At 46.0% G+C, this 17,495-nt stretch carries 24 protein-coding genes; 8 read left to right on the plus strand and 16 right to left on the minus strand.

The features are described from left to right. Nucleotides 1–69: 69 nt before the first annotated feature. Nucleotides 70–540 (minus strand): SsrA-binding protein SmpB, encoded by a 471-nt coding sequence (gene smpB, locus ACQ4M5_RS24885; RefSeq protein ID WP_430678395.1) that lies wholly within the window; start codon nt 538–540, stop codon nt 70–72. Between the two features lie 336 nt (nt 541–876). Next, nucleotides 877–1,041, minus strand: a complete 165-nt coding sequence (locus ACQ4M5_RS24890) for a hypothetical protein (RefSeq protein WP_430678396.1) — start codon at nt 1,039–1,041, stop codon at nt 877–879. Between the two features lie 52 nt (nt 1,042–1,093). On the opposite strand from ACQ4M5_RS24890, the gene ACQ4M5_RS24895 reads away from it, so the two are divergent. Beyond that, nucleotides 1,094–2,677 carry an ammonium transporter gene (locus ACQ4M5_RS24895; RefSeq protein ID WP_430678397.1) on the plus strand — a complete coding sequence of 528 codons (1,584 nt, stop codon included), beginning with the start codon at nt 1,094–1,096 and terminating at the stop codon, nt 2,675–2,677. 226 nt (nt 2,678–2,903) lie between these two features. Here ACQ4M5_RS24895 and ACQ4M5_RS24900 read toward each other — a convergent pair whose 3' ends face one another. After that, entirely contained in the window at nt 2,904–3,083 is a 180-nt protein-coding gene (locus ACQ4M5_RS24900; protein ID WP_430678398.1) for a hypothetical protein, read from the minus strand. A gap of 65 nt (nt 3,084–3,148) precedes the next feature. Continuing rightward, entirely contained in the window at nt 3,149–3,238 is a 90-nt protein-coding gene (gene petN, locus ACQ4M5_RS24905) for a cytochrome b6-f complex subunit PetN (RefSeq protein ID WP_071596148.1), read from the minus strand. Between the two features lie 79 nt (nt 3,239–3,317). Here petN and ACQ4M5_RS24910 point away from each other — a divergent pair, with 79 nt between their 5' ends. Continuing rightward, entirely contained in the window at nt 3,318–3,746 is a 429-nt protein-coding gene (locus ACQ4M5_RS24910) for a hypothetical protein (protein WP_430678399.1), read from the plus strand. Here ACQ4M5_RS24910 and ACQ4M5_RS24915 read toward each other — a convergent pair. Further along, nucleotides 3,736–4,419, minus strand: a complete 684-nt coding sequence (locus ACQ4M5_RS24915; protein WP_430678400.1) for an SDR family oxidoreductase — start codon at nt 4,417–4,419, stop codon at nt 3,736–3,738. The genes ACQ4M5_RS24910 and ACQ4M5_RS24915 overlap by 11 nt on opposite strands. A 157-nt stretch (nt 4,420–4,576) precedes the next feature. Here ACQ4M5_RS24915 and ACQ4M5_RS24920 point away from each other — a divergent pair, with 157 nt between their 5' ends. Together ACQ4M5_RS24920 and ACQ4M5_RS24925 are read left to right on the plus strand one after the other, a co-directional pair. Then, nucleotides 4,577–4,957: a hypothetical protein gene (locus ACQ4M5_RS24920; protein ID WP_430678401.1), complete on the plus strand. Its 381-nt coding sequence runs from the start codon at nt 4,577–4,579 to the stop codon at nt 4,955–4,957. A gap of 71 nt (nt 4,958–5,028) precedes the next feature. Next, the gene (locus ACQ4M5_RS24925) at nt 5,029–5,511 is read left to right on the plus strand and encodes a hypothetical protein (protein ID WP_430678402.1); all 483 of its coding nucleotides are present in this window, start codon (nt 5,029–5,031) and stop codon (nt 5,509–5,511) included. Between the two features lie 22 nt (nt 5,512–5,533). Here ACQ4M5_RS24925 and ACQ4M5_RS24930 read toward each other — a convergent pair whose 3' ends face one another. The 9 genes from ACQ4M5_RS24930 to ACQ4M5_RS24970 form a co-directional block, all read right to left on the minus strand. Further along, the gene (locus tag ACQ4M5_RS24930) at nt 5,534–5,797 is read right to left on the minus strand and encodes a type II toxin-antitoxin system RelE family toxin (protein ID WP_430678403.1); all 264 of its coding nucleotides are present in this window, start codon (nt 5,795–5,797) and stop codon (nt 5,534–5,536) included. 33 nt (nt 5,798–5,830) lie between these two features. Continuing rightward, entirely contained in the window at nt 5,831–6,118 is a 288-nt protein-coding gene (locus ACQ4M5_RS24935) for a hypothetical protein (RefSeq protein WP_430678404.1), read from the minus strand. A 95-nt stretch (nt 6,119–6,213) separates the two neighbouring features. Then, the gene (locus ACQ4M5_RS24940) at nt 6,214–6,531 is read right to left on the minus strand and encodes a hypothetical protein (protein WP_430678405.1); all 318 of its coding nucleotides are present in this window, start codon (nt 6,529–6,531) and stop codon (nt 6,214–6,216) included. 318 nt (nt 6,532–6,849) lie between these two features. After that, nucleotides 6,850–7,566, minus strand: a complete 717-nt coding sequence (locus ACQ4M5_RS24945; protein WP_430678406.1) for a DUF6816 family protein — start codon at nt 7,564–7,566, stop codon at nt 6,850–6,852. Beyond that, nucleotides 7,563–8,768, minus strand: a complete 1,206-nt coding sequence (locus ACQ4M5_RS24950) for a 4-hydroxy-3-methylbut-2-enyl diphosphate reductase (RefSeq protein WP_430678407.1) — start codon at nt 8,766–8,768, stop codon at nt 7,563–7,565. The genes ACQ4M5_RS24945 and ACQ4M5_RS24950 overlap by 4 nt, the downstream gene beginning before the upstream one ends. Before the next feature lie 39 nt (nt 8,769–8,807). Next, the gene (locus ACQ4M5_RS24955) at nt 8,808–9,635 is read right to left on the minus strand and encodes a GDSL-type esterase/lipase family protein (RefSeq protein ID WP_430678408.1); all 828 of its coding nucleotides are present in this window, start codon (nt 9,633–9,635) and stop codon (nt 8,808–8,810) included. 79 nt (nt 9,636–9,714) lie between these two features. Further along, on the minus strand, nt 9,715–10,782 hold the full coding sequence (locus ACQ4M5_RS24960) for a type IV pilin-like G/H family protein (RefSeq protein WP_430678409.1): 1,068 nt from the start codon (nt 10,780–10,782) through the stop codon (nt 9,715–9,717). A gap of 321 nt (nt 10,783–11,103) precedes the next feature. Beyond that, nucleotides 11,104–11,454, minus strand: coding sequence for a type II toxin-antitoxin system PemK/MazF family toxin (locus ACQ4M5_RS24965; protein ID WP_430678410.1), 351 nt, complete (start codon nt 11,452–11,454; stop codon nt 11,104–11,106). Further along, the gene (locus ACQ4M5_RS24970; protein ID WP_430678412.1) at nt 11,429–11,653 is read right to left on the minus strand and encodes a ribbon-helix-helix domain-containing protein; all 225 of its coding nucleotides are present in this window, start codon (nt 11,651–11,653) and stop codon (nt 11,429–11,431) included. Before ACQ4M5_RS24970 ends, ACQ4M5_RS24965 begins: the two co-directional genes overlap by 26 nt. Before the next feature lie 163 nt (nt 11,654–11,816). Here ACQ4M5_RS24970 and ACQ4M5_RS24975 point away from each other — a divergent pair, with 163 nt between their 5' ends. From ACQ4M5_RS24975 to ACQ4M5_RS24990, 4 genes are all read left to right on the plus strand, one after another. After that, nucleotides 11,817–12,800, plus strand: a complete 984-nt coding sequence (locus ACQ4M5_RS24975; RefSeq protein WP_430678413.1) for an ABC transporter ATP-binding protein — start codon at nt 11,817–11,819, stop codon at nt 12,798–12,800. A 232-nt stretch (nt 12,801–13,032) separates the two neighbouring features. After that, the gene (locus tag ACQ4M5_RS24980; RefSeq protein WP_430678414.1) at nt 13,033–14,097 is read left to right on the plus strand and encodes a type II secretion system protein N; all 1,065 of its coding nucleotides are present in this window, start codon (nt 13,033–13,035) and stop codon (nt 14,095–14,097) included. A gap of 15 nt (nt 14,098–14,112) precedes the next feature. Then, nucleotides 14,113–14,727 carry a TIGR04376 family protein gene (locus ACQ4M5_RS24985; protein WP_430678415.1) on the plus strand — a complete coding sequence of 205 codons (615 nt, stop codon included), beginning with the start codon at nt 14,113–14,115 and terminating at the stop codon, nt 14,725–14,727. Nucleotides 14,728–15,007: 280 nt separating this feature from the next. After that, nucleotides 15,008–15,766: a peptidase gene (locus ACQ4M5_RS24990; protein ID WP_430678417.1), complete on the plus strand. Its 759-nt coding sequence runs from the start codon at nt 15,008–15,010 to the stop codon at nt 15,764–15,766. Here the strand turns inward: ACQ4M5_RS24990 and ACQ4M5_RS24995 are convergent. Together ACQ4M5_RS24995 and ACQ4M5_RS25000 are read right to left on the minus strand one after the other, a co-directional pair. Then, nucleotides 15,736–16,617, minus strand: coding sequence for a transglutaminase family protein (locus ACQ4M5_RS24995; RefSeq protein WP_430678418.1), 882 nt, complete (start codon nt 16,615–16,617; stop codon nt 15,736–15,738). The genes ACQ4M5_RS24990 and ACQ4M5_RS24995 overlap by 31 nt on opposite strands. Further along, nucleotides 16,596–17,441, minus strand: coding sequence for an Rpn family recombination-promoting nuclease/putative transposase (locus ACQ4M5_RS25000; RefSeq protein WP_430678419.1), 846 nt, complete (start codon nt 17,439–17,441; stop codon nt 16,596–16,598). The genes ACQ4M5_RS24995 and ACQ4M5_RS25000 overlap by 22 nt, the downstream gene beginning before the upstream one ends. Between the last annotated feature and the right edge of the window lie 54 nt (nt 17,442–17,495).

A 17,495-nucleotide genomic window follows, 5' to 3' on the forward strand; every position in this document is an offset into this window, starting at 1 on the left:
GCACAGAACGGTAGTACCGATATTATTCCCGATCCGATTTTTCTGCGTTCAGGAAAGTAGCGATCGCATCTATCGATTCTTCATCGCCCGTTGCATATCTCGCTGATCATCGCGCCGTTTGGAATCTTCGCGCTTGTCGTACAGTTTCTTACCGCGAACCAGTGCCAGATCAACTTTGACCCAGCCCCGTTTCATGTACATCTTCAGCGGAACCAGCGTCAATCCTTGCTGCTCAACTTTTCCAACCAGTTTCCGGATTTCATCTTTTTTTAGCAATAGTTTACGGGTGCGGGTTGGCTCATGGTTAAACACAAGGCTCGCGGTCTTGTGCGGTGAGATATGGACGTTGTGTAGAAAAACCTCGTGATTGCGAACCAGTGCGAACCCGTCTCTTAAGTTCACTCGACCTTCACGGATCGACTTCACTTCGGTTCCCACTAGCTCAATCCCCGTCTCGTAGGTCTCCAGAATCTCGTACTGAAACCGAGCCTGACGGTTATCGCTAACAATTTTGATGCCTTCGGTCTTCTTCTCGCTCATGATTTCACTTTAGCGCAGGTGACGGAGCGCAAACAAAAAAATCGCCTTAACTCCGGCATGAGGAGCAAGGCGAGAAACTCAAGGAGACGAAGTTTTAATACAGAAGTACTATATAGCGAATCCCGCCTCACAGCAAATTGACTTCTATCTATGGTTTTCATAAATTCATAGACGGATATCGATGTATACTGGATACCAGAGGATGCTGATTTAGATTCTCGATCGTTTTGTCTGCACAAACCGCAAATTTGTAATTTGGTATACAGAATAGACCTAGTTAATCAACGAAATTTAACAACAACTCAATGTTCTATTCCTTTCGGCAGGTAGCTCATTTCACATTTCGGCTGTTGAAATTTCTGCGGCTCCAATGTATTGGCTGGAACTACCCTGCAATTGTGCCAAAAGCATGAGCATTGAATTTGAGGGGTTTTGGGATTCAGGAATGACGTACCCAGCTTCAGAAAAGTTCTTCTGCTTAACGGATCGTGTAACGCTCACAGTTCGTTAGCAGTTTTCAATCTGTCTCACAATAATCTAGGAAACTTCTGTCATGGTGTTGAAAGCATCGTTGAAGCATAAAACGCAAGTCCGCAGGAAAAAACCTGCTCTTCTGAAATCTTGGGAAGCACTGATCCGTACAGTGGGTCAGCTTGCTCCAAGTTGGCAAATGTCAATTCCACTTACAGTCGCGATCGTCGGGCTTTGGAGCTACGCGGCTGTTGCCCAAACCCCACCTACGGTCGAAAGCGTCGCAACAACGGCATCAGATCTCAGAGTCGGTCTGGACACGATGTGGGTGATGGTGGCAGGCTTCCTCGTGTTCTTCATGAACGCAGGCTTTGGAATGCTTGAAACCGGAATGTGCCGCCAGAAAAACGCGGTCAACATTCTCGCGAAAAACCTAGTTGTATTCGCGATCGCGACGATCGCTTACTGGGCGATCGGCTTTGGGCTGATGTTCAGTAATGGAAACGGCTGGATCGGAGCCAGCGGTGGATTCTTCCTGACTGGAGCCGACAACAGCCCCGCTCTGGCTGATGCTTACCAAGGAATCTTTGCGGCACTGAACTGGGCAGGTGTTCCTCTGGCTGCAAAATTCTTCTTTCAGCTTGTCTTTGCCGGAACCGCAGCAACGATCGTTTCGGGTGCGGTTGCTGAACGAATCAAGTTTATTGACTTCTTGATTTTCAGCTTGCTCCTCGTTGGAGTTGCTTATCCGATCACAGGTCACTGGATCTGGGGTGGCGGCTGGTTGTATACGTTCGGATTCTTCGACTTTGCAGGTTCGACCGTGGTTCACGCAGTCGGCGGTTGGGCAGCCCTGATGGGTGCAGCTTTCCTCGGTCCGAGAATTGGCAAGTACAACTCTGATAAGTCTGCAAACGCGATTCCACCCCACAACATGAGTATTGCAACCTTGGGTTGTTTGATCCTGTGGCTGGGCTGGTTCGGATTCAATCCTGGTTCGACGATGGGAATCGGCAATGGTTCTCTGATTGCTCACATTGCGTTGACCACGAATACGGCAGGTGCATTTGGTGCGATCGCAGCGACGATTACGGCTTGGGCAGTTCTCGGTAAGCCTGACCTGTCGATGATTATCAATGGTTTGCTGGCTGGTTTGGTTGCAGTTACGGCTTCTTGTGCGTTCGTTAGCGTTCCGTCTGCGGCAATCATCGGCGCGATCGGCGGTATCTTGGTCGTCTTTGCAGTGGGCTTCTTCGACAAGCTGAACATTGATGATCCGGTTGGTGCTGTCTCAGTTCACTTGGTGAATGGTGTCTGGGGAACCTTAGCACTGGGTCTGTTTGCAGTCGGTCCGAGCGACCAACCGGGCGCACTCTACAGCGCAGGTCCGCTGGCAGGTTTGTTCTACGGCGGTGGATTCAATCAGCTTTGGATTCAACTTGTCGGAACGCTCGCTGTAGGGGGTTTCACAGTACTCGTCTCCAGCGTCTTCTGGATTATTCTGAAGTCTACATTGGGTATCCGTGTGACGGCTGAGGAAGAAATCGAAGGCTTGGATATTGGCGAACATGGCATGGAAGCTTATGCAGGATTTGCGAAAGAAAGCTCATTTGGAGCATCCAGCAACTATCCGAGCAGCGCTTCTGAGGCAGCGAAGTATCAGTAATCGATCGAATACTTCTGGTACCCAAATTTGATTCTTACAGAGAACATCCCTATTGGTTTAGGGATGTTCTTTTTTTGGATTGCTACAGGAAATTTCAGTCATTCAAAGTCCACGATCGGAACTTATGTGATTCTGAACGTGTTGCAAGCAGTCTTTGTTCACGATAGACAAGTCGTGAATTTATCTTAAAAAGGCTCCGGGATTTGATGTCCTGGAGCCTTTTAACTTAGCGGCGCTTAGCGGATTTAGTAGAGAGCGGTTTGGTGGGTTTGTTGGCTAATTTTTCCTGTTCGCGACGACGACGATCGCGCCAATCTGCCAGCGTCAGATAAATGACTCCTCCGGTAAGGGTGAGGAGGAGACCAAACGCGATCAGAACCAGAGTGTTAAAAACTGTAAATTCCACGGTGATCTCAAAGCTTGAATTTTTAGATGCCCGTAGAAGTTAAGCCACGGGCGCGAAACCTAGCATTAGAAGCCGTTCCGACCCCAAACGACCATCGCGATCGAGAAGGTAAAAACAGACAAAAGCGCGACCCAACCGAGTGACAAAATATCCATGATAAAAACGATCGTTGCAAAGTGATGATAAATCTAATAATAAGGCAAAACGGGTTAGGGGCTTGGACTGGATAAAGTTATGCAGCACCTCAGATTAAGTTGGGAAGAACGAGTCGAGTCACTGAAGGCAGGTGTGCTTTCGGCTGCTTCTGTGATGCTAGTTTTTCCGTTAGCAGCACTATTTAATGATTTTTTGGCAAGTCGATATGCTAGTCCAGTAACGAATTATTGGATTAGTGGCGCGATCGCAATTTTCGCAGGATTTCTATTTGGTGTGACTTACCGATACATCATTCGTGAAGATCAAAATTCACACCTTAAATCCGGTGCAGTCATGGCATTCGGATTAGTGCGGGGATTGGCTCAGGTGGAAATGAGCATCGCCGCTCAGAGTGATTGGGTTCCGATCGTCAGTTATGCGATCGAAAGCATTCTTCTCTTTACGGTTGCCCGATTAGTCCTCGATGGCGGAATGATCCTGGGTAAGATTCAGCGATTTAAGGGTTAAATTCCGCGATCTCGGTTGGCGTGAATAGTTGAGTGCGATCGAGTGCGGAAAGAATTTTTTGATTTGCTCGATCGCTGACTAAGCATCGACATACAAGTTCAGCCACATCTGCTCGACTAATTGAGCCAGCAATTTTCGGATCTTCTGTGAGAATTCCTGTTCCGGTTGCAGGTTCGGTTTTCAACCCACCAGGACGCACGATCGTATAAGTTAGACCACTTTCGATCAAATGCTGTTCTGCTTTTTCCTTCTCTTTCAGCACCGCTCCTAATGCTTCCAAGGCACGAGGCGGTAAAGCAACGACGCTTTCACCTGCACCGATCGAAGTCACCAAGACAAACTTTTTCACGCCAGCTTTTTTCGCAGCATCGATCAGATTACGATTCCCCTCAAAATCGGCGCGTCTTCCTTCAGCGGGTAATCCACCGATCGTACTAATCACCGCATCGATTTGACCTTGAAACGCCGCTTCAAGTTGGTCAGGTTCCATTGCATCGCCCATGACAATTTGGACTCCTAGCGCTTCGAGTTCAGGCACCGCAGCAGTCGATCGCAACAACGCGATTACCGTAAAGTGCGGTTGTAATAATCGAGCAATTTCGCGACCGACACCGCGACTTGCACCCGCCACCAAAATCGTCTGAAGGTTTGGATTGGTTAAACTTTCCAGCATTTTAAAACAGCCTTTGGATGAATCAATTATGCTTAAGAATTAAGCTGCACAGGGGCATTCTATACGGATACCAGATCTATTGTGAGTCGAGAAAGCCGTCCTGGGGTTTAAGCAAAATCTGCTCCAATAAAGATACGCGCCAACAGAGGAAACCGCTGTGAATCAGAATCAACTTTATAACTTACAACTCGGTCTAAATGGATTTGGACGACTGTTAACGATCGTTGGATTTGCTCTTCTATTGAGCGCAGTCGGTCTAGGCTGGTTGGTGAAGTCATTCTTCTTCGTATTAGCGCTGCTGATCATTTTGCCGATCGTTGGAATATTTGTCTTCCAATGGTGGGTAAGAAAGAATATTGTGCAGGCGGCTTGTCCAGTGTGCGGTGCAGAATTGACCGGATTTAATCACGCACAGGTGCAATGCTCGAATTGTGGGGAACCCCTGGAAACTGAGAAAGGCAAGTTTAAGCGGATGACTCCTTCAGGCACGATCGATGTTGAAGCGGTGGAAGTGGCAGCACAAGTTTTGGATGATTAATTGAAAGCAATTAGAAAGTAGAGACTCGATTGGGTGAAAGCTCGATCGAGTTTTTGTTTGGAGAACAAAGAATGGAAAGAATCATCGGATACTTTAGAACGGGACATGCTCCGTCTGAGCGCAACGGTTATCGAGAAGAGCCTCTCAGCACTTTTCTTTATGACTTGCCGCATTTAACCATCTGTAATGTGATTCCACCGTTGCACATTCTCAACGCGATTCTCCTTAAGGGTGGAGCCGTTGGTAGTCATAGTCCTGATTTTGCCTGGGAACCTTTCAAGATTTCTGAGCAAGAATACCAAGAAATCTTACCAAAGCTTCTCGATCCTGATTGGGCGATCCTACGTAAGAAGTTATGGCTTTTTAGACTGCCAATGAGACATGATCCAGAATTTCATAACATTGCTGATCAAGTTACGTGGATGATGGCAGTTCTTGGAAAATATGGAGCGAAATCTTCAGAAGAGGTAGGAAAAGCAATAGAGGAATTTGAAAGAGAGAACCCTGATGTTATGAAAAGATGGCGGCAAGCATACAACTCGCCATCGTGTTAATTACTTTGAGAATAACGATCGCTCACGACTCATAAACTTTGCTACGGTGATCGATCATCACAATGAAAACTCGAATTGTTTCATCGTTAATCGAATACACAATGCGATAGTCACCGAGTCGATAACGGTAATATCCAGCGTATTCACCTTTGAGCGGTTTTATGTTGAGATGCGATCGAGGATTTTCCTGAATTTGCTCAAAGCATCGCTCTAATCGTCTTTGTAGTTTGGCAGTTGCATTCTCAAAAAATGTCGCTGCTGAATCGCTAAATTCTAGCTCGTACAATGTCGTTTCCTCGGTTCAATCTGAAAGCTCACCCTAAGCAGTTTTTCTCTTAAGTTGATCGAAGGTCTTCGTTTGACCTTTGGAGATTTCTTCTTGAGCCTGAGCAAATCTTTCAGCAAATCCTGGGATTTCTAATAGTTCTTGAGTCGCTGCTTCACTTTCTTTGTCGAGCAGAAACGCAGCAAAGTCCAGAACGGTTTGCAAGCCATTAAGAGACAGTTGATTCAAATGAGAATTGACTTGCGCTTGTAGTGCTTCCGCCTGCGATCGCGCTATTCCCTCTTCATCGTGATTTTCATCTGTTCTTACAATCTCTTGCATAATCGTTCTTCACCAAACGAATCCTCTAATGATCTTAATACGCAAAAAGGTGGAAGCAATAAACCTCCACCTCAAAGCATCAAATTAAATCAGTCTTAAATCTCTTCAGAATCCAACTGAGCAAAGACGATCGCACAACCGACAAATGCAAACATCAGGGGCATCGGAGATGCAGCGGCATAGCCCCAACCAGCAGCAAGAACAGTTCCAGCGATCGCGCCTAAACTCCAAAGGCGTTCCTGATTGCTCAATCCTTTTTCTGCTTTGATTGAGACTAAAACTGAAGACGGAATCGGCACAGGCATTACAGAATTTGGAGGGAATGCCCAATAGCTCGATCGATCTTTAAACCAATCTGTCCAACCGTTGGTCTGACACCAATCCGCAATCCATTGTTCGCAATAGTGATTCATACTTAGTCTAAAAATCGAGTGGGTTCAAAAAATGAGGCTGAAAAAAAGTTGATGATTAGAAACCAACAACTTCGATATTTCTAAAATCAGTGAGGGAGCCGCATTTGGCTCAACGGCACTCACGATCGCGCAACGGATTTTTGGTGCAAAGGGTCAGAAATTTAAGTGCTGTACGGGTTGACAGCCCATCCACTGCTCTATCGTGAGAATAGCAAAGTCGCTCTTGTCTTTCTAGCTTAAGAAATCAAAGTTTACTTTGGCTGATAACAGCAATTAACTGTAATATTTACGACAAAAATAAGCAGAAACTGAGTCAAATTACTCATTCAATGGTGAGAATTCTAGGCGATATCGATATAAGGCAACGGGCGTATTTCCTGCTTTGAAATAGTTAGGATCTTGAGGCGAAAGATAGATTGCGGTAATTTGATCTGCGGTAGTTTGATCTGATGAGTAATTGTACGCGGTTGTTGTTTCAACTTGATTCAAATAAGGTTGAGCCGTTCCACGAAAAACTTGCTGGAAAATTTCGCTGGTAATGAATTGATTTGGAGCAGGAGTTTCTGTTGCTCTTCCGGTGATTGTAGAAGTAAGAATACGATCGTCTTTTAATAAAGTAATTTGCTTGTTTGGAGAATTTGGATCGACTTTGACCGAGAGAACCGCACGATCGCCTAAATAAGCGCGGGCAATATTTAAACCGTTAAAAGCGCGATCGGCAATGACACCATTTGATTGATCTGAAAATCGGACATTGAACTCGATTGGCTGGTTCACATAGTTGCGATTGCTCTCGAATCCAGGTGTGACCAGATCGGGAGCCAAGGGAGCCACCAGATCGATGAGAGTGCTTTTGACGCGCCAAGTTCCAGCGATCCAATTTGGATAGATTAGATCGCTAGTGGCTCGATCGACGGGCGGTTTATTATGCCAATCGGGAAAGGTGGAAACTCGATCGGACAATGCACCCGCCCAAACCGGATTTGCACACCAAAAACTCAAGATTAAAACCAATCCCCAGATCAATCCTTTCATGCGGGGACAGCGGCTTTGAGTTCAAAGATTCGCTCGATAATATCAGCAACAACTTTATCGGGAGTGGATGCGCCAGAGGTAATTCCGACCACGATTTCGCCATCGGGAAGCCAATTTTGAGCGATCGCTAATTCTTGATGCAAGGGTTTATGTTCGATCGCGGTTCTTGACTGGATGCGCTCTACGCAATCGATGTGATAAGAGGGAATTTTGTAGTCGATCGCAATCTCTTGTAAATGAGTTGTATTCGAGGAATTGTAACCACCAATTACAATCATTAAATCAATCTTTTCTTTCACCAAATCAAACATTGCATCTTGACGCTCTTGAGTCGCATCACAAATTGTATTGAAGCTTAGAAAATGTTGATTCAATTCGTTTGGTGGATATTTTTTCAGCATGGTATGTTCAAACAATTTGCCGATCTGCTCGGTTTCACCTTTGAGCATTGTGGTTTGATTGGCAATTCCGATTTGAACTAAATCACGATCGGGATCAAATCCAACCGAATGAGCGTTGCGGAATTTAGTGAGAAATTCTTCTCGATCGCCACCATTCAAAATGTAGTCTGCAACATATTGAGCTTCAGCGAGATTTAGAACAATCAAATACTTTCCAGCAAAAGAACTGGTTGCAAGCGTTTCCTCGTGATTATATTTACCGTGAATGATTGAGGTGTAATCGCCTTTTTTGTGCTTTTCAACTGTGTTCCAAACTTTGGAAACCCAGGGGCAAGTCGTGTCTACGATCGTACATCCTCGATCGTTTAACAGTTGCATCTCTTGAACACTCGCGCCAAACGCAGGCAGAATCACCACATCGCCTTTTGCCACTTCTGAAAAATCTTTTTGCCCATTCACCACAGGAGTAAATAGAACATTCATCTCCCGCAATCGCTGATTCACCGAAGGATTGTGAATAATCTCATTCGTAATCCAAATCCGCTCAGTCGGAAAATGTTGGCGAGTTTGGTAAGCCATTGCCACCGCACGTTCTACACCCCAGCAAAATCCAAAGGCTTGCGCCAGTCGAATCGTCACATCGCCGCGTTTTAACGTATAAGCTCGATCGCGGATTTCTTGAATCAAATCGCTCTGATATTCAGACTGCATCGATTCCGCCACTTCTGCATCGTGACCAAATCCTTTACGGTGATAATTTTCAGAATTATTGAGCGATCGCTTAAACGCCTTGGTATCCATGTTTCGCCATTCCTCGCGCCTACAATCCCGATCATAAAACTAACGGAGCGCGAATTGATTGAAAGTTTGAATTGCCGATCGCCAAACGAGATAGCCTTGAGTACTCAAATGCAGTCCGTCGGTCGTGAGTTCTGAGCGCAAAAAGCCTTCACTGTCAGAAAAAAGCCCCTGCAAATCGAGGAATTCTACGCCTGTTTGATCCGCCAAAGCAGCGAGACGACGATTGAACTGGAAAATGCGATCGTTTGATAGTGCCTCAACCTGAGTCGCATTTGCCGCCGTAATTGATTCCTTAGCACGAGGAAGAAGCCCCTGAATCACGATCTTGGCTTTCGGATGCGATTTCTTTAACCGATTGATAATGTCTTCCTGATCATCTAACACGTCTTGATCCGATCGACCTCTGAGCAAATCATTGATCCCAACCATGGCGAAAATCGCTTTCGGTTTCGCTTGATCAAACAGCTTTAACCGTTTTGCCAGTCCTGAAGTCGTCTCACCAGAAATGCCTTGATTCAGCCAAGTGTAATTCGTCGGTAACAAATCTTGCGGAAACCAAAGGGTCAAAGAATCGCCTGCTAGGACAATTAAGCGATCGGGCTTTTTCTTGATCATCGCCTTCGCTTCTTTGCTCAACAGATCCACCCAATCTTGATACGTTAGCGATCGACCCAATGACATTGATGCTGCTTGAGCAACAATTTCAGGTTTCTCAACCGCTTTGGCAGCCATCGACGGTTTTGCAGGCGGATTGATCAGATGTTCGGTGAAATAGCGATCGCCCAAAAACCACAATCCCAACGTTGTACCCAAAACAACATTCGTGACCACGGACAAATAGACCCAGCCTGGAACTAACTTAGACATCGAAGACACTGCCTAAAGCGATTTGCGTAAACACTGTCGGATCTTATACCCCAAAATCTACAGTGCAAAGCAACTTTCTTTATTGAGTGAGGGTCATATCTGAGGAATTTGGAGCGCACATAATTGTTGAACCAACTAATTGTGGCATCGCAGGTGCAGACTTTGAGGGACGATCAGCTTCACAGGTTTTAGTAATCGTGTTCGTCTCACCACTGATCTCATCCTTGACCGCATACACCGCAGCAGAATAACTTCTCAAACCTGAAGTTTTTGCCGTTGCTGTCACATGAATAGCATTACTGTCAACAACAGAAATGTTATAGGAATAGTTCGTGGTTTCGGAAGGCACAGGATTTGAAAGTTCGCTTAGACTCTGGGCGAAACGCTCCTGCTCAATGTAATAAGCCTGCTGTGACCGGGCTAGAGTACCAACGTAGACTCTTGCTTCTGATTGTTTTCCCTTGGTTGCTTGTCCAGCATATAGAAACGATGGCAAAATGATTGCTGCACCAATACTAATCGTCACTAAAGCGTAGATGGGAGCCGCGATCGCGCCTGCAACGATACAGAGTGACTTTGCTGTTTTGGAGGCAACTTGAGCGCCAATGTAATCTTTACGGTTGTGCTTGCTATCAACTTGGGATGCGAAAATTAAAGCTGCAATTCCTACGGGCAAGAACGCAAATAACGTAACCAGAATTGAGGGAACAAGATAATTTTTGGGTTTTGTTGTATTAATTTCTCCCGAAATCGAAGCAGTTGAAGTTTGAAACGAGGGCGCGATTGCAGAGGGGACTGCTTCGATCGGGGGACATCCACCCGAATTGGCGGTAAAGTTAGCAGTCTGAGTTGGAAGCCGAAATTCATCGCTCCAAGCAGGCGAGATTTCTCCTCTGACTTTCCCTGTTAGTTGAACGGTGTGAATAAATTGAGATTTTAAGCCTGAAATTCCCTGTTTCACAAAAGCGAACATTTGAGATTGATTTGGAACTTCAGAGCCTTCTAATGTGACTTGTAATTGTCCATTTTGCAGACTAATTCCAGCGGTGATGCCTTTCGGCTCAAGATGACGATTCATCAGAGCAGCGATCGCTTCTGCATTTCCTTGTTTCGCTTGCTGCATCAAGTTAGAGGATTGAGCATTCATTGAGGTTTTCTCAGTACAATTCGCTGTGCTCAAGGTTCCCAAAATGAAAATCTTACGGAACAAAATATTAAAGTTTCTATTAAGTGAGGTGAATTACTTCGGACAAGTGCTAAGAGGGTGTTTGAAAAGTATAAAAAGCGGCTTTGCTGCGTTGCGAGTTCGCCCGGAAATGAATCTCCGGGCTAATGGAAGAAACCCCGCTGAAGCGGACTGGGAGCACAACCCGGAGTTCTTAGCCCAGTTGAGTGGGCTTCCCTGATTAGCCCGGAGATTCATCTCCGGGCGGGTGAATGCGATAAACGATTACTTTTCAAACACCCTCTAACTCAAGTTCAGATGTAATTGAAGCGCAGTATTAATTTCCTGCATTTTCTCGTCGCTCAGATAGCCAAGCAATTCAGGCTCTAATCGTTGTTTTGAAATTGTGCGAATCTGCTGTGCCTGAACCTTCGAGGGCTTTGGTAATCTACTCTCTTCGGGTGTTAGGAAGACTTCAAACGGATACACTCGCTGAACATTCGATGTAATTGGAAGAACCGTTACAGTATCAGCGGCTCGATTATTAGCGTTGCTGCTTACAATCAAAACAGGGCGGCGCTTTGCTGTTTCTGATCCAATCGTCGGATTTAAGTTGGCATAATAAATCTCACCACGTCTCATCGGATAGCCCATCTGCGATCGTGATGTCCCAGTCCGGATCAATTTCTTTTGAGGCTTCCGCGTAAGCCTTTTCCAATTCTTGATCTTGCAATAGCTGAAGGGCAGTTTCGATGACTTGCGATCGCGATTTGTAATCATGCGTTAGTTTGTACTGCTCAACAAACTGAACCAGCGATCGCGATAAAGAAATTGACAGCTTTTCAGCACTCATACTACTTCTAGTCGTACCAATACTTCCTACTTAAGCGTACTACTTTTCGGTGGAAGCTGAAGAAGTCTCCGCAGATAGATTCAATTTGCCTGCTTGAGCGCTTATTCATAAGATCATTTCTATTGCTCCTCTAAACTTGGAATATCAAGTTTTTCCTATCCTCATGTCTACCATTACTGTCGATCGACTCACCAAAATCTATCCGGTTGCTGTCAAAGAAGCAGGCTTTAAGGGCACTGTGACGCACTTCTTCAAGCGGAATTACCGGCAAGTGAAAGCAGTGCAAGATGTCTCATTTCAAATTGAACCGGGTGAAGTCGTAGGATTTTTGGGCGCGAATGGAGCGGGGAAAACAACGACGCTGAAAATGCTTACCGGATTGATTCATCCGTCTTCGGGAAAAGTGACGGTTGCGGGACAAATTCCATTTGAACGTCGATCGCCCTTTCTAAGAAAAATCACGCTCGTGATGGGGCAAAAACAACAATTAATTTGGGATCTTCCAGCCGCAGACTCGTTCAAGATTAATGCTGCCGTTTATGGAATTAGCGATCGGACTCTCCGAACTCGCGTCGGTGAACTTTCTGAAATGCTTTCGCTTGAAGGCAAACTGAATCAGCCTGTCCGTAAACTCTCACTGGGTGAACGGATGAAAGCTGAGTTATTAGCTGCATTGCTCCATCAGCCACAGGTTTTATTCTTAGACGAACCGACATTAGGACTCGATGTGAATGCTCAAGTGGCAGTGCGCGAATTTTTGAAAGAATACAACGATCGATATAAAGCGACTGTTCTCTTAACCAGTCACTACATGGCAGATATTACAGCCTTGTGTGAGCGGGTTCTGATGATCCACCAAGGTCAGCTTATTTATGATGGTAGTCTTGATGGACTGGTGGATCGTTTCTCTCCGTGTCGTGAGATCAAAGTTGAATTTAATCGAACGTATACAGATTCAGAGTTAGCGGCTTATGGACAAGTTCAGGAAGTGGATAAGCAGTCAGCGCGATTCTTAGTGCAGCAGGAAGATTTGACACAAGCGATCGCAAAAATTCTCGCTGAGTTACAAGTCTCAGATTTATCGGTGACTGATCCCCCGATCGAAGAAGTGATCGGACGTGTTTTCCAAGCAGGTGCAGTCACCTAAGAAAGATCACGCAATCTCCGTGGAATCCGGACAGCGTTGTGTAGAACTGCGCCGTAAAAATATCTGTCGAGTATAATCCCAAACACGTATAGCGATTGAGATGTTCAGAAATTTCTAGAACAAATCGATCGCTCATCACCGTGATGCAAGGCTGACATGATTGCCCATTTCAATCTCAATTTACTGCTGAATTCTCAGTAGTTCTTCGTACTCGACAAGCCTTTTCAAAGCTATGCCTCAAACCATCAACGGCGCAACTAACTATCTCGAACCCTCACGGGCGACTTCCGCACAGCCATCAACCAAACCTTATGGGCTGATGCCAGCACCTGTCCAGGTCGATACCTACGCCGATCGATTAATGGATGACTTGTTTGAGGATGTGGAAGACCTCTTATCGGGCAGCGTTCCCCCACCTGAGCCGATTCGAGTTAAGCCCCAACCCTCGATCGATTTGCCACTTCAAACGGCTGCACCACTCGTGTTTAAACCTGTGGCTCAACCCCAGTTACCTCAGTGGAGTTCGCCTGCTCCTGAAGCAGCGATCGCATCGAAACCAGTCAAACAAAAAAGTTACGGTTTTCAAAAGTTCCTGGCGATCGTATTCGGTCTTTCTGCGCTGTCTGCCGCTTCCGTGTGGCTGATTCAGCGGGGAACCGTTCAAAGATTTTTCGCACTTGCCGCGAAAGAACCGACCGTCGTTGCAACCGCTCCCAAAGTGGCTCCCGCTGATACGACTGCCCAGTTCGCGCAATATATGAAGCGGTCACTGGAGAACATCGATCGCAAAGCCAGCAATTCAAAATCGACAACGGTTGCCTTCAATCGCAATCTTCCGAGTATTCCGATCGCGGGCAATCCCCGATCGACGAATTCTTCCGAGAGAACGCCAGTCGTGATCAATGTTCCGTCTGTTCCTGCTCCAAATCCTGTTGTTACCGCAGTCAGCAAGAACCCGCAAGAACTAAACCAAGTTCTGACGCGCTTATCTTCTGTGCTGGAACGCTTGTCGATTAATCCAGCTTCGTCGCGATCGCAACCTGTGAGTGCCCCGATCGCGATTCAACCTGCTCAAGCGGTTTCGTCTGAACCTCAGCGAACTTTGAGAGGAATTGCGATCGCGAATGATCCAACTCAATCTGCAATTCTGTTTGAGATGAACGGGGTCACACAGCGGTACTACATCGGAGAAAGCATCGGATCGAGCGGTTGGAGTGTCGTGGACATTTCCAACAACTACGTCAGCGTTCGGCGAAATGGCGAGGTGCGGACGATCTCGATCGGGCAAAAACTCTAAAATAAGAGGTAAAGGATGGCGGGTGTCATCCTTCATCCTTTCTTGGAGTGGCTTATGGGACTGTTCGATGATTTGGGACGCTTTTTGGAGACGCGGCTTGATGAATTTCTCAAGAATAATCCGCAGCTTGAACTTCAGGCACTAGAAGAAAAGTTGTACGAGCAAGAACAGGAAACGCGCCGACTGTTAGCAGATTTGCGGCTGCGAGAAAAAACGGTTGAATCAGAGATTTTAACGACGGCACAAGAGATTCAGCGCTGGCACGTTCGGATTGAAAAAGCTCGATCGGCGGGACGACTCGATTTATCAGAACCTGCGGAAGCTCATGAAGGATCTCTCCTGCGTGAAGGCAACCAGAAATGGGGACAGATGCAGCTTCTCAAAGAACGCATTCAACAAACCGAGGAACTCCAGCGCAAGATCCAGATCCGTCGCCAGGAAGTGCAGGCTGAATTGAAACAAGTGAAAGCGGCTCAGGCAGCACAAGCGGAAAAACGTTGGGCAGTTGATGGCTGGAATCAGAGTAGTTTTAGCAGTGCGGATAAAGCGAGTGATCCGTTAGAGCAGAAATTCCAGCAGTGGGAAACTCAGGAAGAATTGAATGAAATGAAGCGCAAAATGGGCAAGTAGAAAAAATTGAGTGTGCTCAAAATTCTGTGTTGATGAGGGTCTGTCGCCGCGATTCAGTCCGCCCGGAAATAAATCTCCGAGCTAATCGAGAGAACCCCACTGAAGTGGGCTGGAACTGCGCTCTTAGGGGGCTTCAGCCTCCTTTCTTCCATTAGCCCGGAGATTTATTTCCGGGCGGAATCGCGGGTTAAACGAACAAACCAAAATTTGCCAAACCAAAATTGATTGCCTCTTAAATTCCCTGTACAGTGCTGCTAGATCTTAAACAGGGGATATTTTTATGACTTATTGCCTTGGGATTTTGACGAGAACAGGATTAGTCATGGCAGCCGATTCTCGAACCAATGCGGGAGTGGATTATATTTCGACATACCGGAAACTGTTTGATTTTTCCATTGAAAACGATCGAGCAATCTTTCTCTGCACATCCGGCAATCTCTCGATTACTCAATCGGTTCTGACGATGATGCAACAAGCGATTCATGCAAAATCAGACATTAGCTTGCACACGTTACCCAGTTTGTATGAGATTGCTCGATATGTAGGAAGTACGATGCGACATGTGCAAGATGAGAATCGTCCTTGGCTTGAAAAAGATGGAATTGACTATCAATCGACCATTCTGCTCGGTGGACAGATTCGCGGCGCAGAACCGGAACTATACATGATTTATAGTCAAGGGAACTTCATTCAGGCATCTAAAGAAAAGCCGTTTTTGCAAATTGGCGAAGCGAAGTATGGTAAACCGATTCTCGATCGAGTTTTATCGTTTGAAACTCCAATTGAATCTGCTGCCAAATGTGCCTTGTTGTCGATCGATTCCACAATGATTTCTAATATCTCAGTCGGACCCCCGATCAATCTCGTAATGTATGAAGCCGATAGTTTCAAAGTGCATTATCAACTCTGTTTGAACATTGATGCACCTTATCTCACTCGGATTCGCCAACAATGGGGAAAGTGTTTAAACGAAGCTTTTGCAGAGATGCCGAACATTGATTGGGAGCATTACTTAAATGGCAGATCAGACAAGCGCTGAATCTGTAAGTGATAGTTCATGGTGGATTGTACTCCGCCCGATCGAACAACTTTACCGACAACCGGAGCCGCATACTCTGGAATCGCACTCGCCGCTAAAGCAATATGTCGATCGCTCACGGCTAATCCATGTGTCGGATCATATCCCCGCCATCCTGCACCTGGTAAATACACCTCTGCCCAAGCATGAAGATGTCGATCGAGATGTTCTGTATCGCCTTCTTGATAGCCACTGACAAATCTTGCTGCAAGCCCAATCGATCGACAAACTTCGATAAATAACACAGTCAAATCCCGGCATGATCCTTTTTTCTGTGTCCAAGTCAGCCCAGGCGGATAAGGATTTCCAGTTTCTCGTATCACATACTCACAGCTTGTATAGATTTGCTGGTTTAGTTCATTCAAGAATTGCAGCACATTGTTTTGCGATCGTTCTGCAATCTCATAACCAAGCTGTAGAGCAATACTATCCGTCGATTCGAGATAAGGCTGGAGTTGTTTGAATAGCGAGGTCGGATAGTCGATCGGAAACTCGATCGCCCAAGGTTCCACTAGATAGTTAAATGGATTCGGTTGATGCGTGATCGTTTGCGAGAGTATCTGAATGTTCAGCGATGTCGTTAGCTCTGGCGGGAACCAGACTTTGATCAACGTATTACCATCTAAATCCGTGATTTCAGATTGTTCGATCGGAATTGGACTCACTTGCAGCGAAAACATTTTAAGCGTTTGCCAACTATCCGATCGAGGTCGCAATCGAATTAGGTGTGGCTGCAAGGTGACTGAATCGCTGTAAGTGTAAGTTGTAGTGTGAGAAATTTGATACAGCACTATCTGTGTTCCGCTAACCACTGTTCTAAATCAGATAAAGTCGTAAAATCGAGCAGTGCTTCACTGAGATCTTCGAGCATTGCGAGTGGGAGTGAGGAAAGACGCGATCGCATTTCCTGAGAAAGTCCCTGTCCAAGTTTGCGGTTTAACTGTCGGGTGACAAGTGCGATCGCTTCCGCTTCCCGTCCTTCTTCCTTTGCTTCCCGAATCGCACGTGGCTCTTGATTGAAATCGAGTCCTAACATTCTCCGAATCTCCCTTTGACTTAGGTTAGTGAACTTATACGTAATTATAGAAGTGACGACATCAATCAGATCTGACCTCTCCTTTGGTGAGAAATTTTCTCGTTCGGTTCGTTGGATTAACTCTCTTGCTCGATCGGGAGTTTCTGCTTCATCTGTAATCGTCAGAACTGCTGCGGCAACCATGACGGGCAAAGAGCGAATATCTCCTAGCTCATTCAGGTAGATTCGATGGACTTGTTCGCCACTCAGTAGCGATCGGTGCGGATAAACTTTGTCCTGTTCTGTGCTGCGCGATGGATAAATGACCACCGCTTGCCAATCTGAAAATCGGGAACTGTTGCGATAGAAATACAACAATGATTCTCCGAACAATCGTTCGTAGAGTTCTGGGTCTTTCTGAAACTGAACTTCGCAGAAATAGACGATACCTGGTTCTGATTCTGGTGGCAGGAACACACCATCAATCTCGAATTTGGGTTCCTTGACTCCGACCGAATCAAAACGATAATCGATCGCATTCAGGGGACGCTCTCCAAGCAAATCGAATAGCAAGGAAGGGGATCGCTGAAACATTTGATAAAAAATCGGATCGCGTCGCATATTAATCGCGTTCAGATGAATTAAAACAAGCGTACCATTTTTGCTGCGAACTTG

The sequence above is a fragment of the Leptolyngbya sp. AN10 genome, assembly GCF_050565645.1.
GTDB lineage: Bacteria > Cyanobacteriota > Cyanobacteriia > Leptolyngbyales > Leptolyngbyaceae > Leptolyngbya.